Below are 13262 nucleotides of genomic sequence, written 5' to 3' on the forward strand. Positions count from 1 at the left end.
TGGAGCTTCAGATGTCTGCGCCACACGATCAAGTGTCTAATGCTGTCTCGCAAAACCTGTCCTGCGAAGCGCTGACGGGTTTGCTTGAGAAGATCTTCCTGCGTCACGGTACGTCGGCCGACGTCGCTCGCGTGCTGGCGCAAAACTGCGCCGGCGCCGAGCGCGATGGCGCCCACAGCCATGGCGTATTCCGCATGCCCGGTTATGTGTCGACGCTGCAAAGCGGCTGGGTCAATGGCCAGGCCGTGCCGGTGGTCGAGGACGTGGCTTCGGGTTTCGTCCGGGTTGACGCCGGCAACGGTTTCGCCCAACCGGCCCTGGCCGCGGCACGTGCGCTGCTGGTGGAAAAAGCCCGCAGTGCCGGCATTGCAGTGCTGGCGATACGTAACTCTCACCACTTCGCCGCCTTGTGGCCGGATGTCGAACCATTCGCCTACGAAGGGCTGGTGGCGCTGAGTGTGGTCAACAGCATGACCTGCGTGGTGCCGCACGGTGCCGATCGACCGCTGTTCGGGACCAACCCGATTGCGTTCGCCGCGCCGCGGGCCGATGGCGAGCCGATTGTCTTCGACCTGGCCACCAGTGCCATTGCCCACGGTGATGTGCAGATCGCCGCGCGCAAGGGCGAACGCTTGCCCGCGGGCATGGGCGTGGACAGCCTCGGCCAGCCGACCCAGGACCCGAAAGCGATTCTGGAAGGGGGCGCGTTGCTGCCGTTCGGCGGCCACAAGGGTTCGGCGTTATCGATGATGGTGGAGCTGCTGGCAGCGGCGTTGACCGGGGGCAATTTTTCCTTCGAGTTCGACTGGTCGAACCATCCGGGTGCCAAGACGCCCTGGACGGGCCAGTTACTGATCGTCATCGATCCGACCAAGGCGGCCGGGCAGAGCTTTGCCGAGCGCAGCCAGGAACTGGTGCGGCAGATGCATGGCGTGGGGCTCAAGCGTTTGCCGGGAGATCGACGCCACCAGCAACGGGCCAAGGCCTGTGCCAAGGGTATTGAACTCGATGCCCAGACGCTGGCGAACTTGCGGGAATTAGCAGGTCTTTAAGGCGAATCGATTTCACTGTAGGAGCGAGCTTGCTCGCGATGGCCTCAAGGGCGACGCGTTTATTCAGAAAAACGCGTTATCGTTAACGTCCATCGCGAGCAAGCTTGCTCCTACAGCAGCCTACCGGCGACCCAGCAGTAACCCGACCACCAGGCCGAAACCGGCGGAGATGGCCACGGTTTGCCACGGATGACCACCGATGTAGGTTTCGGTGGCTTCGACCGCCGGCAGCGTGCGGTCACGGACACTGGTCACCGAGTCCCGGGCCTGCTGGAGCTTCTGGGCGATTTGCCCACGGAGGGTGTCCGCTTCCTCACCGACCAGTGTGGCACTGCTCTTGAGCAGCTTTTCCGACTCTTCGATCAGAGATTGCAGCTCGCTGAAGGCCTGATCCTTTATTTGATCTTCGGCGACTTGTGCGGCGGTTTTCCGGGCCATTGAGGTACTCCTTGCAGATGAATGGACAGTGAACAATGGAGTCTGTCGCCGTGGAAAAAGTTGCAGCGAATTTACCTGTTGACGTCATGCGGATACTAAATCCTGCGCAGGAGATTGCTTTCTACGGTGTAAGATGTCGCCAATTTTACGCAGCAGGTACCTCCCATGAGCTTCAATCTGGCCGACAGGCCCCTTACCGAGCGCGCTGCGCTTGAAGATGAGAAATCCCGTCTGTTCGAACTCTGGCAGAACAATCTGGGCAAAGCCAAGGGCGAGGCGGCACGGTTGTTCGGCGAACGCGCCAAGCGCAAAGGCAAATGGGCCGAGTGGGTCCGTGCGGAACTCGACGGCATGTCGCCACCGGAATTCGCGAACATGGTGCGCAGTGAGGTCAATCGGCTGATGGCTGCCAAATAACCCGGGCCCACGTGCAACATCAGGACGGTTATTGGGTGCGCGAAAAGCTCGCCACAATCGCTTCACGCACGATCACTACCAGCGGATCGAGCTGGTTGCCGGTGCGCCAGCCCAGTTCGATCGGGTAATGCGGCAAGTCCAGCGGGCAGGGCAGCAACGCCAGGCCGCTGAGCGCGGCGATACTTTGGGCGGCGTGGGCTGGAATCGTCGCCACCGCCTGGCTGCCCTTGAGCAAGTGCGGTAACGCCGCAAAGTGGGTGGTCGAGGCACACACCCGCCGACTCAAGCCGAGCGCCGCCAACCCTTCGTCGGTGATCCCGATAAAGCCGCCGGAGGACACCAGGATATGCTCGCGGGCGACGAATTCCTCGAGACTGATACTGTGTTGTCCCTCGGCCAGGCTCGATGGGTCGACCAGGCAGCGATAGCTGCCCTCACCGAGCACCTGACGACTGAGCAACCGCTCGGCAAAACCGCCAGCGGTAATGGCCAGATCCACGCTGCGTTCCATCAATGCCCGGGCGACGATCTGGCTGTGGGTCTGGCGAAAGATCAGTCGCAGCTTGGGTGCGCGGCGGGCAATCTCCTCGATCAACCGTCGCCCATAAGCGATCTCGAAATCATCCGACAGGCCAATAGTGACCGAGCGCCCCTCGTAATGATTGGCGCTCGGGTCCACCATCGCCAGGCTCTGCCGACATTTGTTCAGCGCCTCGCTGACCACCGGTTTCAGTTGATTGGCCTTGAGTGTCGGCGCCAGGCCGCGGCCAGTGCGCACGAACAATTGATCGCCATACAGCTCCCGTAGACGGCGCAATGCGGCGCTGACCGCCGATTGCGTGACGCCCAGACGCAATGCGGCACGACTGGCGCCCGACTCCTCGTGCAAGGCTTCGAAGACTTTAAGCAAGTTGAGATCGACGGAGGCGATATTCATCGGGTTCATATCATTCAGCAGTGAATCGGTCTTTATTCATGATCCATCGACGACTGAGAATGAGCAACCACCTCATCAACTTTCGGAGACCTCCATGCCCAAGTCAATCGTCGCTGCCCTGCAAATCGGCGCCTTGCCCGGCGGCAAGGCCGAGACCCTGGAACAGATCCTCTCGTACGAGAACGCTATTATTGAATCCGGCGCCGCGCTGGTGGTCATGCCCGAAGCGCTGCTCGGCGGTTACCCCAAGGGCGAGGGCTTCGGCACGCAACTGGGCTATCGACTGCCGGAAGGTCGTGAAGCCTTTGCCCGGTATTTCGCCAACGCCATCGACGTGCCCGGCGTGGAAACCGAGGCGTTGGCCGGGTTGTCGGCGCGCACCGGGGCCAATCTGGTGATCGGTGTCATCGAATGCGCCGGCAGCACTTTGTACTGCACCGCGTTGTACTTCGATCCCCAGGACGGGTTGGTGGCCAAACACCGCAAGCTGATGCCGACGGGTACCGAACGGCTAATCTGGGGCAAGGGCGATGGTTCGACCCTGCCGGTGATCGACAGCCAAGTGGGGCGGATCGGTGCGCTGGTGTGCTGGGAAAACATGATGCCGCTGCTGCGCACCGCGATGTACGCCAAGGGCGTGGAGGTCTGGTGCGCGCCAACGGTGGACGAGCGGGACATGTGGCAGGTGAGCATGCGTCATATCGCCCATGAAGGGCGTTGCTTCGTGATCAGCGCCTGCCAGGTCCAGGACTCACCGCAAGCCCTGGGCATGGCGATCGCCAACTGGCCGGCGGACCGGGCGCTGATTGCCGGTGGCAGTGTGATCATCGGGCCGATGGGAGACGTGCTGGCTGGGCCCCTGCGCGGTGGTGCCGGTTTGCTCAGCGCCGAAATCGACACCGACGACCTGATTCGCGCCCGTTACGACTTCGACGTGGTCGGGCACTACGCGCGCCCGGATGTGTTCGAGCTGGTGGTGGACGAGAGAGCCAAACCCGGCGTCCGCTTCACCGCATGACCCCTGTGGGAGCCGGCTTGCTGGCGAAGGCGGTGGCACATTCAGTGGATATGTTGACTGACAGACCGCTTTCGTCGGAACGCCGCCCGGAGAAAGCCCGCTCCCACGTGGGATCTTCAGCGCAGCTTCAGCCACTCTTCACGGGTGATTTCCCATATTTCCCTCGCCAATCGACCGCTGACGAAGTCGCCCTCGTCGGTGCGGATCAGGCGCATACCCGTGCGTTGCGACAGTTTACGCGAGCCGATGTTGGGCGCCGCTTTCGGTACGCGCAGCACGGAACGGCCGAGCGTTTCGAACCAGTATCCGGTCACGGCGGCACTGGCTTCGCTCATCAAGCCCTGGCCTTGCCATTGCGGAGCGAGCCAGAAGCCGCGGTTGTTGTCCTGCTCATTCATCAGGCTGACATTGCCGATCAGTTGCCCGGGTGCCGACTTCAAGCGGATCGACCAGTGCCATTGCTCGGCGCGGGCCATCGCTGGCAGGGCGATGTCCCGCAGATAAATCAGCGCGCCGTCGGCGGGATAAGGCCAGGGCACCAGGGCGTTCAGATAGCGCACCACCTCCCAGTGCGGGAACTGTTGCTGGATCGCCTCGGCATCGGCCAGATCCAGCGGGCGCAGGATCAGGCGTTCGGTGTAGAGCGTGGGAATGTCCATGGGTGTTGCCTCCTTGTCTATCCGTATTGAACGTAATCGCCAGCGCCGGATTTACCGGGGTGTGGCATTCGGTCCCGGCAGACTGAGTTTGCCACTGTCGACAAAACGCAGGGTGCCAAACAAGCCGCCGGCCAGTTTGCCGCGCAGCACGTAAGGCACGTTGTTCAGCGACTGCGTCTGGCTCAGGCCCCATGTCTGGCGCAGCACCGAGAACGCCGAAACGCTCACCGGCACGGTCAGCACGGTGTCGGAAAAACGCGCAATGGTGCCCGCCTGATCACTGACCCCCGAGGCAAGTGCCTGGCCGTTGACCTCCAGGTCCAGGGCCACGCCGTTGTAGTCGATGGCGGTTTCGTTGGGGTTTTGTACGCGGATCTTCACGGCAAAACGCACTTCCATGTCCTGGCTCGGCAGCGGCTCGAAACCGACGACGTTGACGTTCAGCGGATCACGATTGGGCAGCAGGGCGCAGGCGCTCAGGGAGAGCAACAGCAACGAGAGGGGTAAAGCGAGGAGTCTGCGCATGAAGGGGCTCTCGACAGAAAAGGGGATCGAACCACGCTGGCTCGATCCTTGAGCTCATTCAGCGGTTCAACCTGTGCGACCACGTTCACTGTGAGGGGTTCGCTGCGGGCTGTCACTTGTTGCCTTCAGCGGTTGCGGCCAGCGGCAGCTTCAGGGCCCGGTGGATTCTCCATGACCTGCAGGATCGAGGCTTCCGGATCGAAATCATCTTCTTCCAGCTCGATGAACTCCTCGGGCAGAAAGATATTGAGCACGATCGCGCACAAGGCACCGACGGTGATCGGCGATTCGAAGATATTGTGCAGCGCCTGGGGCAATTCACGCAGCACTTGCGGCACGGCCGCCACCCCCAGGCCCATGCCGATGGAAATCGCTACGATCAGCATGTTGCGCCGGTGCAGGCCGGCTTCGGCGAGGATCTTGATCCCGGCCACGGCGACAGTGCCGAACATCACCAGTTCGGCGCCGCCGAGTACGGGTTTGGGCATCAGCTGCAGTACCGCGCCGATCATCGGGAACAACCCCAGCACCACCAACAGGCCGGCAATGAAGAACGCCACGTAGCGGCTGGCCACGCCGGTGAGCTGAATCACCCCGTTGTTCTGGGCGAAGGTCACCATCGGCATACTGTTGAATACCGCGGCCATGGCCGAGTTGAGACCGTCGGCGAGCAAACCGGACTTGATCCGGCGGATGTAGATCGGGCCCTTGACCGGCTGCCGGGAAATCATCGAGTTGGCGGTCAGGTCGCCGGCAGCTTCCAGCGGCGACACCAGGAAAATCACCGCCACTGGCACGAACGCCACCCAGTCGAAGGAGAAACCGTACTTGAACGGCACCGGCACGCTCATCAGTGGCACGTCGGGCAGGCTGGCGAAATTGACGTCACCCATCCACCAGGCCACGACGTAGCCGAGCGTCAAGCCGATGACAATCGCCCCGAGGCGCAAAAACGGCACATCGACCCGGTTCAACACGACAATGGTGCCGAGGACCAGGGCCGCCAACCCCAGGTGACTGGCGGCGCCCAGGTCCACCGCGCCGAAACCGCCGGCGATGTCGGTCATGGCGACCTTGATCAGCGACAGGCCCATGAGGGTGATGATGGTCCCGGTCACCACCGGAGTGATGAGCATGCGCAGTTTGCCGATGAACTGGCTCAACACCACTTCGATGAACGCGGCAAAAAAACACACGCCAAAGATCGTCGAGAGGATTTCGTCGGTGCCGCCACCCCGGGCCTTGACCATGAACCCGGCACTGAGAATCACGCTGATAAACGAGAAACTGGTGCCTTGCAGACACAGCAGACCCGAACCGACCGGACCGAAGCGCCGCGCCTGGACGAACGTGCCCAGGCCCGAGACGAACAGCGCCATGCTGATCAGGTACGGCACTTCGCTCTGCAGGCCCAGGGCACTGCCCATGATCAAGGTCGGGGTGATGATGCCGACGAAACTCGCCAATACGTGTTGCAGGGCGGCGAAGACGGTGGCGGTCAGGTGCGGGCGGTCGTCGAGGCCGTAGATCAGGTCGTTGTGGCGCGGGGCAGGGGCTTTTTCAGAGGCGGTCATGGTGGTGTGCGTGCCAGAAGGCGGGCCGGTCAAAAAATGGAGGCGCAGGATGCCAGAAACACCATTTTGAGGCGAGCGATGAGTCCGATGGCTCCCACAAGTTCGTCGCAGGACTTCAGGCAAACGCCGCGAGCAAATCCTCTTCAAAGGCCTTCTGCGCATCCCCCGGCACCTGCGCGCGATGACGGGCCAGATGGAATGCCACGTCAAAACTCATGTCCTCTCGACGCACGCTCCTGAGCAAGCCCTTGTCCTCCCAGCTCCTGGCAAAGTGGCTGGGCAAATACCCGACGTGCTTGCCGGAAAGAATGAAGGCGAGGGTGCCTTCGACCTGTTCCGAGCGCGCCGAACACAGCTTGCCCTGGAACGGCTCATCGCTGCGCAGAAAACGGTAAGGGTGATCGACCCGATCGCAAGCCTGGAGGGCGTCATCGTCCGGTGCATCATCGGTGAACAGCGGATGCCCCGGTGCGCAGTACAAGTGCTGGGTCTCACTGAACAGTTCGCGGTAGTCAAACGCGCTTTGCACCTGTGAGAAATAGCCGATTGCCAGGTCCAGCCGCTGTTGCAGCAGCAGTCGTTCCATCTCCCCCGGCATGGCGCTGATCAATTCGATGCGCACCGATTCGTCCCGCTCGCGAAAGCGCCGGATAGCCTCGGCCACCCGTTGCAGCACCGATTGATCGAGCGCCTCGGACAACCCCAGGCGCACTTCGCCGATCAAGCGGCCGGCCACGCCGTTGGATTGATGACGAAACGCCTCGATGGACTGGAACAAGCCGCGGGTCGCGGTGAGCAGTTGTTCGCCCTTGGGGGTGACCCTGAATCCGCCCTTGCCGCGACTGCACAGGCGATAGCCGAGCCGGGTCTCGAGCCTGGCCATTTGCTGGCTGATGCTCGACTGACTCAGGCCCAGTTCACCCTGGGCCGCACTGAAACCGCCACACTCCACCACGCTGACGAACAGGCGCAGCAGCTGAAGGTCGAGGTCGTGGAGTTGGCCGAGCATCAAACATTACTCCTGGATAATGTCAGGATAATTGACTTGGTATTTTATCAATGTATCCGACGTCGCATCCTGCAGCCACTTCCTCCGGTCAGGTGTTCGTCATGGCTCCTTTATCCAAGCTGTGTTTCCCCGCGCTGTTTTTCGCCGTGGCTGTCTGCGCCCAGGCCGAGGAACAAGTCGTCAATCTCTACAGTTGGGCCGATTACGTCGCCCCCGAGACCTTGCAGCGTTTCGAACAGGAAACCGGTATTCACGTGCGTTACGACACGTTCGATGCGCCGGAAGTGCTCGAAACCAAACTGCTCACCGGTGGCAGCGGTTATGACGTGGTGGTGCCGTCGTCCAGTGTCCTGGCCCGTGGCCTGGCGGCCGGCGCACTACTGGCCATTCCCCGGGAAGGGCTCAATGGCTACGCCAACCTTGACCCTGATCTGTTGCAAAAACTCGCGGCGGTCGATCCGGGCAACCGCTACGGTGTGCCCTATACTTGGGGCACGCTGGGGCTCGGGATGAATGTCCAGGCGGTGCAAAAGCGCTTGCCGGACGTGCCGCTCAACAGCCTGGACCTGCTGTTCAAACCCGAATACGCCAGCAAACTGAAGGACTGCGGCATTGCGATCATCGACTCGCCGCAGGAAGTGATCGGTCTGGCGTTGCACTACCTGGGCAAGGATCCCTATAGCCGAGACACGCGTGATCTTGAAGCGGCGCAGGCGTTGTTGCATCAATTGCAGCCTTCGGTGCTGTACGTCGCCAGCGGCCGGCAGATCAACGACCTGGCCAACGGCAGCGTCTGCCTGGCACTGACTTACAACGGTGACGCCAGCATGGCCGCCGATCAGGCACGCAAGGCCAACAAGCCGTTCGAAGTGGCGTACCGGATTCCGCGCGAAGGCACGCTGGTGTGGCAGGACAACCTGGCGATCCCCAAGGATGCGCCTCACCCCGAAGCAGCCCGCCGGTTCATCGAGTTCATGTTGCGCCCCGAATCCGTCGCGGCACTGACCAACACGCTGTTCTTCGCCACCGCCAACCAGGCCGCGACGCCGCTGGTGGATGAAGCGGTGCGCACCGATCCGGACATCTACCCACCTGCAGGTGTGCGCGAGCGGCTGTACGCCGACCGCAGCATGAGCCTCAAGGACATGCGCCAGCGCACCCGCCTGTGGACCACTTTCCGTAGCCGCCAACAGTAAGGATCCCTTCAATGGACGTCCCAGTGCAGAACGATCAAGCCATCACCCGTGACAGTCTTTATGGCACCGCCGCCGAGAGCACCTACGCCGGCATCACCAGCTTCATGCGTCGTCGCTACAGTCGCGACTTGCGCGGCGTCGACGTAGCCGTCAGCGGTGTGCCGTTCGACACCGCCACCAGCAACCGCCCGGGCGCACGTTTCGGGCCGCGCGCCATCCGCGCCGCGTCCACCGGGATTGCCTGGGAACGTCACTGGCCCTGGACCTTCGATCCCTTCGACCACCTGGCCGTGATCGACTACGGCGATTGCGATTTCGATTACGGTACTCCGCAGTCCGGGCCGGAAAGCATCGAGGCCCATGCCGGGCACATCCTCGATGCGGGCAGCGCGATGCTGACGTTCGGCGGTGATCACTTCATCACCTATCCGCTGCTCAAGGCACATGCGCGCAAACATGGCGCGCTGTCGCTGATCCACTTCGACGCCCACAGCGATACCTGGCCGGACGAAAGCGGCAAGCGCATCGACCACGGCACCATGTTCTGGCATGCGGCCAGGGAAGGGCTGGTAGATCCTTCGCGTTCGGTGCAGATCGGGTTGCGCACCACCAATGACGATCATCAGGGCTTTGCGGTACTGGATGCGCGACAGGTGCATCGGCGCGGGGTTGATGCGATTGTCGAGGCGATCCGGGCACGGGTCGGGGATCACCCGGTGTACCTGACGTTCGACATCGACTGCCTCGACCCGGCCTTTGCGCCGGGCACCGGAACGCCGGTGTGTGGCGGCTTGAGCACGGTGCAGGCGCTGGAAATCCTCGGCGGACTGCGCGGGATCAATCTGGTGGGGATGGACGTGGTGGAAGTGGCGCCGGCCTATGACAGTGCGGACATCACCTCGTTGGCTGCGGCGACGTTGGCGATGGAGATGCTGTGTCTGTATGCGGCCAGGCATAAGGTCGACCGGTAACACACAGGCCAATGTGGGAGCGAGCCTGCTCCGGGCGGCGTTCCGACGAAAGCGGTCTGACATTCAATATTCATATTGACTGAAAGGGCCTCTTCGCGAGCAGGCTCGCTCCCACATTTTGATCTGTATTCAGGCCACTGGAATGATTGGCAGATCCAGGGTTTCAACCCCGGTAAACCGTGCCATCGATCCGGCAATGGATTCATGGGGCACACCCATTGCCACACCGCTGACGCCATCGAGTCTCGACAGTTGGTCTGCACTCAACTGCACATCCAGCGCACCCAAGGTCGCATCCAGTTGCTCACGAGTCCGCGATCCCAGAATCGGAATCAGGGTTGCAGTCGAACGCCTGGCTTTCTCCCGCAGCCAGGCAATGGCCACATGAGTCGGGCTGGCTGCCAGTTCCGCGGCGACGGTCAGCAAAGTGTCGAGCAGGGCGGTTTCACGGGCGCCTTTCTCAGCGTGAATCAGCATGCCGAGTTTGGCGGCGCGGTTGTCACCATCGTTGCTGCGGTATTTGCCGGTGAGGAACCCGCCACCCAGTGGCGACCACAAGGTCGCCGCCAGGCCCAGGGCTTCGGCCATCGGCAGCTGCTCACGTTCGGCCGTGCGTTCGGCGAGGCTGTATTCCACCTGGATCGCCGCAATCGGGGCAAAGCCGCGAACCTCGGCCAGCAGATCGGCCCGCGCGATTCGCCACGCCGGGAAGTTCGACAGCCCGGCGTAATGAATCTTGCCGGCGCGCACCAAATCGTCGAAGCCGCGCAGGATTTCTTCCATCGGCGTCACACCATCGCTGATGTGCGCCCAGAACAGGTCGATGTGATCAGTCTTGAGCCGGGTCAGGCTTTCTTCCACGGCGCGCACCATATTCTTGCGGTTGTTGCCGGTGTGGGAAATGCCCGCAGCCGGTGTAGTCCCCATGCTGTACTTGGTAGCAATGACCAGGCGATCCCGTTCCGCGGCGATGAACTCGCCGAGTATCGCTTCCGACTGACCGGCCTGATAGCCGTTGGCGGTGTCGATGAAGTTGCCGCCAGCCTCCAGGTAGCCATCGAAAATCCGTCGGGCTTCATCGCGCTCGGCGCCATGCCCCCAGCCGGTGCCGAAATTGCCGGCGCCCAGCGCCAGTTCCGAGACCCGCAAGCCGGTTTTGCGGCCGAAGACTTTGTAATGCATGGGGTGGCTCCTTGAAGGAAAACGCTGGGTTCAAATATAAATGATGCTCGACATGTATTTAATATGATGCTGGAAATATATTTCGTCAAGACGTTTTCGAATGACCGGGAATGTGTCCGGCTGGATATCTCCTGTGGCGGACATGGCATACTGCCGCGCATGAAGCTCGACTCCCCCCTCAGCGCCTGGCAGCACGCCATCGAACACAAAGGCTTCGTCCAGGACGAAGCCCAGGAACATGCCGTGTGGGCGCTGCAAAAATGCCATGAAGCGCTGCATGAAGGGCGCACGCCGATCACCGGCGTGTACCTGTGGGGCCCGGTCGGGCGCGGCAAGACCTGGTTGATGGATCAGTTCTACCAGAGCTTGCGGGTTCCGGCGCGGCGCCAGCACTTCCATCACTTTATGGGCTGGGTGCATCAGCGTTCGTTCCAGCTGACCGGCACCGCCGACCCGCTGCAGGCCCTGGCCCACGAACTGAGTCAGGAAGTGCGCGTGTTGTGCTTCGATGAGCTGTTCGTCAACGACATCGGTGACGCGATCATCCTCGGGCGCCTGTTCCAGGTGATGTTCGAGCAGGGCGTGGTGGTGGTCTGCACCTCCAATCAGCCACCGGACCAGCTCTATGCTGATGGTTTCAATCGCGACCGGTTCGTGCCGGCCATCGAGGCGATCAAGCGGCACATGCAGGTGATTGCGGTGGATGGCAGCGAAGATCATCGCCTGCACCCGGGCACAGGCCTGCAACGGTATTGGGTGGCCGCACCCGGGCAGCCCGGGGCACTGGATGAGGTGTTCAAGGCACTGACGGTCGGACAGTCTGTTTGCAGTGATCCGATCAAGGTCGGTTACCGTTCGCTCGATGTGGTGCAGGCCAGTAAAACCGTGCTCTGGAGCCGCTATGCCGATCTTTGCGAGCAGCCCTTGGCCGCCATGGATTTCATGGCGCTGTGCGACACCTTCAGCGCTATCCTTTTGAGTGAGGTGCCCAACCTCAGCGCGCAGAAACGCGCCGCACGCATCGCTCGCGGCACTGAAGACGGCGTCGAGCGCGTGGTGGCAGGGGATCGCGAGTTGCCACAGTTGTCGGTGCACGACGACGGCGTACGGCGGTTCATCGCCCTGGTGGACGAATGCTACGACCGCAAAGTGCCGCTGTACCTCGAAGCGCAAGTGCCGATGGAATCGCTCTACACCGAGGGTTATCTGGAATTTCCGTTTCGCCGTACCCTCAGCCGTCTACAGGAAATGCAGTTGCAACGTTTCGCCGACGCTTGATATTCGCGAGGAGAAGATGAATCAGCCACTGTCTCACCATTTGCTGACCATGGCCTATCAGAACGCCTGGGCCAATCATCGACTCGCCGGGGCCTGGGGCCGTTTGAGTCCGGATGAGCTGGCGGCGCCCCGGGTCAGTTTCTTCCCCAGCCTGAACGCGACCCTCAATCACATCCTGACCTGCGACTGGTTTTATGTGGACGCGCTGGAGCGGGAGTTGCGCGGCGACGACCCGCATCCCGATTGCTATGTGTTTTTCAAGGAGGACGAGCCGTGTTCATCGGCTGTCGACCTCAAGCGCGAGCAAACCCTGGTGGACAGGCGCCTGATCGCCTACTGCGAGCAGATGCGCGACGCCGACCTGAGCAAGATCGTGACCATCGCCCGGGACACGCCACAACATGACAGCCGTTTGCGCCTGCTGTCCCACCTGTTCGAGCACCAGATTCATCACCGGGGGCAGGTTCACTCGATGCTCAGCGGTACCAGCATCGAGCCGCCGCAACTGGACGAATTCTTCTGTGCCGGTGAGGCGGGTTTGCGGGCTGCGGATTTCGCCGAGCTCGGGTGGACCGAGGCTTTGATCTGGGGGCATTAAAGGCAAAAGATCGCTGCTCAGGGTTCTTCAGTGGATACGAAATCGCTGAACGCCACCTATCTCGCGTAGGAGCCGACTTGCTGGCGAAGACGGCGGCACATTCGGTAAAGGTGTTGGCTGCCAAACCGCCTTCGCCAGCAAGCCGGCTCCTACAGGTCCGATGTGGCCATCGGACGTCCATCGGTCATTTCGGCTTATAGGACTCGGTCATCTGCGCGGTTTGATCGTCCGGAACCCGGACTTCGGAACCGGTGCGCTCCTGGGCCTGCTGTTGATTGAACCGCAGGCTGTCGAAGTAGTACCGCATCCGTTCTGCCCCACCTTCGGCCAATGCGCCGGCCGAGACGAATATCATCAGGCCGGCGATGATCAGGGCTGTACGTTTCATGGTGTGCCTCCCATCAGGAA

General features: G+C 61.9%; 15 protein-coding genes. 7 read left to right on the top strand and 8 right to left on the bottom strand.

What is annotated here, in order from left to right:
- Positions 1–11 precede the first annotated feature (11 nt).
- Positions 12–1052 carry an Ldh family oxidoreductase gene (locus ACA041_RS13800; RefSeq protein WP_497441612.1) on the top strand — a complete coding sequence of 347 codons (1041 nt, stop codon included), beginning with the start codon at positions 12–14 and terminating at the stop codon, positions 1050–1052.
- A 120-nt stretch (positions 1053–1172) separates the two neighbouring features.
- Here the strand turns inward: ACA041_RS13800 and ACA041_RS13805 are convergent, their stop codons facing one another.
- Complete coding sequence (locus ACA041_RS13805) at positions 1173–1490, bottom strand: ElaB/YgaM/YqjD family protein (RefSeq protein ID WP_497441613.1); 318 nt, start codon at positions 1488–1490, stop codon at positions 1173–1175.
- 165 nt (positions 1491–1655) lie between these two features.
- On the opposite strand from ACA041_RS13805, the gene ACA041_RS13810 reads away from it, so the two are divergent.
- Positions 1656–1907 carry a hypothetical protein gene (locus ACA041_RS13810; RefSeq protein ID WP_150748514.1) on the top strand — a complete coding sequence of 84 codons (252 nt, stop codon included), beginning with the start codon at positions 1656–1658 and terminating at the stop codon, positions 1905–1907.
- A 28-nt stretch (positions 1908–1935) separates the two neighbouring features.
- Here the strand turns inward: ACA041_RS13810 and ACA041_RS13815 are convergent, their stop codons facing one another.
- The gene (locus ACA041_RS13815) at positions 1936–2853 is read right to left on the bottom strand and encodes a LysR family transcriptional regulator (RefSeq protein WP_497441614.1); all 918 of its coding nucleotides are present in this window, start codon (positions 2851–2853) and stop codon (positions 1936–1938) included.
- 85 nt (positions 2854–2938) lie between these two features.
- Here ACA041_RS13815 and ACA041_RS13820 point away from each other — a divergent pair, with 85 nt between their 5' ends.
- Positions 2939–3862 (top strand): carbon-nitrogen hydrolase family protein, encoded by a 924-nt coding sequence (locus ACA041_RS13820; RefSeq protein WP_497441615.1) that lies wholly within the window; start codon positions 2939–2941, stop codon positions 3860–3862.
- Between the two features lie 116 nt (positions 3863–3978).
- On the opposite strand, the gene ACA041_RS13825 is transcribed toward ACA041_RS13820, so the two are convergent.
- The 4 genes from ACA041_RS13825 to ACA041_RS13840 form a co-directional block, all read right to left on the bottom strand.
- Entirely contained in the window at positions 3979–4521 is a 543-nt protein-coding gene (locus ACA041_RS13825; RefSeq protein ID WP_497441616.1) for a GNAT family N-acetyltransferase, read from the bottom strand.
- Positions 4522–4572: 51 nt separating this feature from the next.
- A complete protein-coding gene (locus ACA041_RS13830) occupies positions 4573–5046 on the bottom strand; it encodes an LEA/WHy family protein (RefSeq protein ID WP_497441617.1) in 474 nt (157 codons plus the stop codon).
- Between the two features lie 125 nt (positions 5047–5171).
- Positions 5172–6620, bottom strand: coding sequence for a nucleobase:cation symporter-2 family protein (locus ACA041_RS13835; RefSeq protein WP_497441618.1), 1449 nt, complete (start codon positions 6618–6620; stop codon positions 5172–5174).
- A gap of 115 nt (positions 6621–6735) precedes the next feature.
- Positions 6736–7629, bottom strand: coding sequence for a LysR family transcriptional regulator (locus ACA041_RS13840; RefSeq protein ID WP_497441619.1), 894 nt, complete (start codon positions 7627–7629; stop codon positions 6736–6738).
- Positions 7630–7730: 101 nt separating this feature from the next.
- Here ACA041_RS13840 and ACA041_RS13845 point away from each other — a divergent pair, with 101 nt between their 5' ends.
- Both ACA041_RS13845 and speB read left to right on the top strand, forming a co-directional pair.
- On the top strand, positions 7731–8825 hold the full coding sequence (locus tag ACA041_RS13845; RefSeq protein ID WP_497441620.1) for a polyamine ABC transporter substrate-binding protein: 1095 nt from the start codon (positions 7731–7733) through the stop codon (positions 8823–8825).
- Positions 8826–8836: 11 nt separating this feature from the next.
- Positions 8837–9796 carry an agmatinase gene (gene speB / locus ACA041_RS13850; protein ID WP_497441621.1) on the top strand — a complete coding sequence of 320 codons (960 nt, stop codon included), beginning with the start codon at positions 8837–8839 and terminating at the stop codon, positions 9794–9796.
- 129 nt (positions 9797–9925) lie between these two features.
- On the opposite strand, the gene ACA041_RS13855 is transcribed toward speB, so the two are convergent.
- The gene (locus tag ACA041_RS13855; RefSeq protein WP_497441622.1) at positions 9926–10978 is read right to left on the bottom strand and encodes an aldo/keto reductase; all 1053 of its coding nucleotides are present in this window, start codon (positions 10976–10978) and stop codon (positions 9926–9928) included.
- A gap of 159 nt (positions 10979–11137) precedes the next feature.
- Here ACA041_RS13855 and zapE point away from each other — a divergent pair, with 159 nt between their 5' ends.
- Together zapE and ACA041_RS13865 are read left to right on the top strand one after the other, a co-directional pair.
- Complete coding sequence (zapE, locus tag ACA041_RS13860) at positions 11138–12256, top strand: cell division protein ZapE (protein WP_497442075.1); 1119 nt, start codon at positions 11138–11140, stop codon at positions 12254–12256.
- Between the two features lie 16 nt (positions 12257–12272).
- Positions 12273–12854 carry a DinB family protein gene (locus ACA041_RS13865; RefSeq protein WP_497441623.1) on the top strand — a complete coding sequence of 194 codons (582 nt, stop codon included), beginning with the start codon at positions 12273–12275 and terminating at the stop codon, positions 12852–12854.
- 184 nt (positions 12855–13038) lie between these two features.
- Here the strand turns inward: ACA041_RS13865 and ACA041_RS13870 are convergent, their stop codons facing one another.
- Entirely contained in the window at positions 13039–13242 is a 204-nt protein-coding gene (locus ACA041_RS13870) for a hypothetical protein (RefSeq protein ID WP_497441624.1), read from the bottom strand.
- Between the last annotated feature and the right edge of the window lie 20 nt (positions 13243–13262).

The sequence above is a fragment of the Pseudomonas sp. LBUM1676 genome, from assembly GCF_059695605.1.

Excerpts from the sequence above, each read along its gene's own strand:
- speB (WP_497441621.1), top strand. The coding sequence starts at position 8,837 with ATGGACGTCCCAGTGCAGAACGATCAAGCCATCACCCGTGACAGTCTT.
- ACA041_RS13805 (WP_497441613.1), bottom strand. The coding sequence starts at position 1,490 with ATGGCCCGGAAAACCGCCGCACAAGTCGCCGAAGATCAAATAAAGGAT.
- ACA041_RS13845 (WP_497441620.1), top strand. The coding sequence starts at position 7,731 with ATGGCTCCTTTATCCAAGCTGTGTTTCCCCGCGCTGTTTTTCGCCGTG.
- ACA041_RS13810 (WP_150748514.1), top strand. The coding sequence starts at position 1,656 with ATGAGCTTCAATCTGGCCGACAGGCCCCTTACCGAGCGCGCTGCGCTT.
- ACA041_RS13815 (WP_497441614.1), bottom strand. The coding sequence starts at position 2,853 with ATGAACCCGATGAATATCGCCTCCGTCGATCTCAACTTGCTTAAAGTC.
- zapE (WP_497442075.1), top strand. The coding sequence starts at position 11,138 with ATGAAGCTCGACTCCCCCCTCAGCGCCTGGCAGCACGCCATCGAACAC.
- ACA041_RS13865 (WP_497441623.1), top strand. The coding sequence starts at position 12,273 with ATGAATCAGCCACTGTCTCACCATTTGCTGACCATGGCCTATCAGAAC.
- ACA041_RS13855 (WP_497441622.1), bottom strand. The coding sequence starts at position 10,978 with ATGCATTACAAAGTCTTCGGCCGCAAAACCGGCTTGCGGGTCTCGGAA.
- ACA041_RS13800 (WP_497441612.1), top strand. The coding sequence starts at position 12 with ATGTCTGCGCCACACGATCAAGTGTCTAATGCTGTCTCGCAAAACCTG.
- ACA041_RS13830 (WP_497441617.1), bottom strand. The coding sequence starts at position 5,046 with ATGCGCAGACTCCTCGCTTTACCCCTCTCGTTGCTGTTGCTCTCCCTG.
- ACA041_RS13825 (WP_497441616.1), bottom strand. The coding sequence starts at position 4,521 with ATGGACATTCCCACGCTCTACACCGAACGCCTGATCCTGCGCCCGCTG.
- ACA041_RS13840 (WP_497441619.1), bottom strand. The coding sequence starts at position 7,629 with ATGCTCGGCCAACTCCACGACCTCGACCTTCAGCTGCTGCGCCTGTTC.
- ACA041_RS13835 (WP_497441618.1), bottom strand. The coding sequence starts at position 6,620 with ATGACCGCCTCTGAAAAAGCCCCTGCCCCGCGCCACAACGACCTGATC.
- ACA041_RS13820 (WP_497441615.1), top strand. The coding sequence starts at position 2,939 with ATGCCCAAGTCAATCGTCGCTGCCCTGCAAATCGGCGCCTTGCCCGGC.
- ACA041_RS13870 (WP_497441624.1), bottom strand. The coding sequence starts at position 13,242 with ATGAAACGTACAGCCCTGATCATCGCCGGCCTGATGATATTCGTCTCG.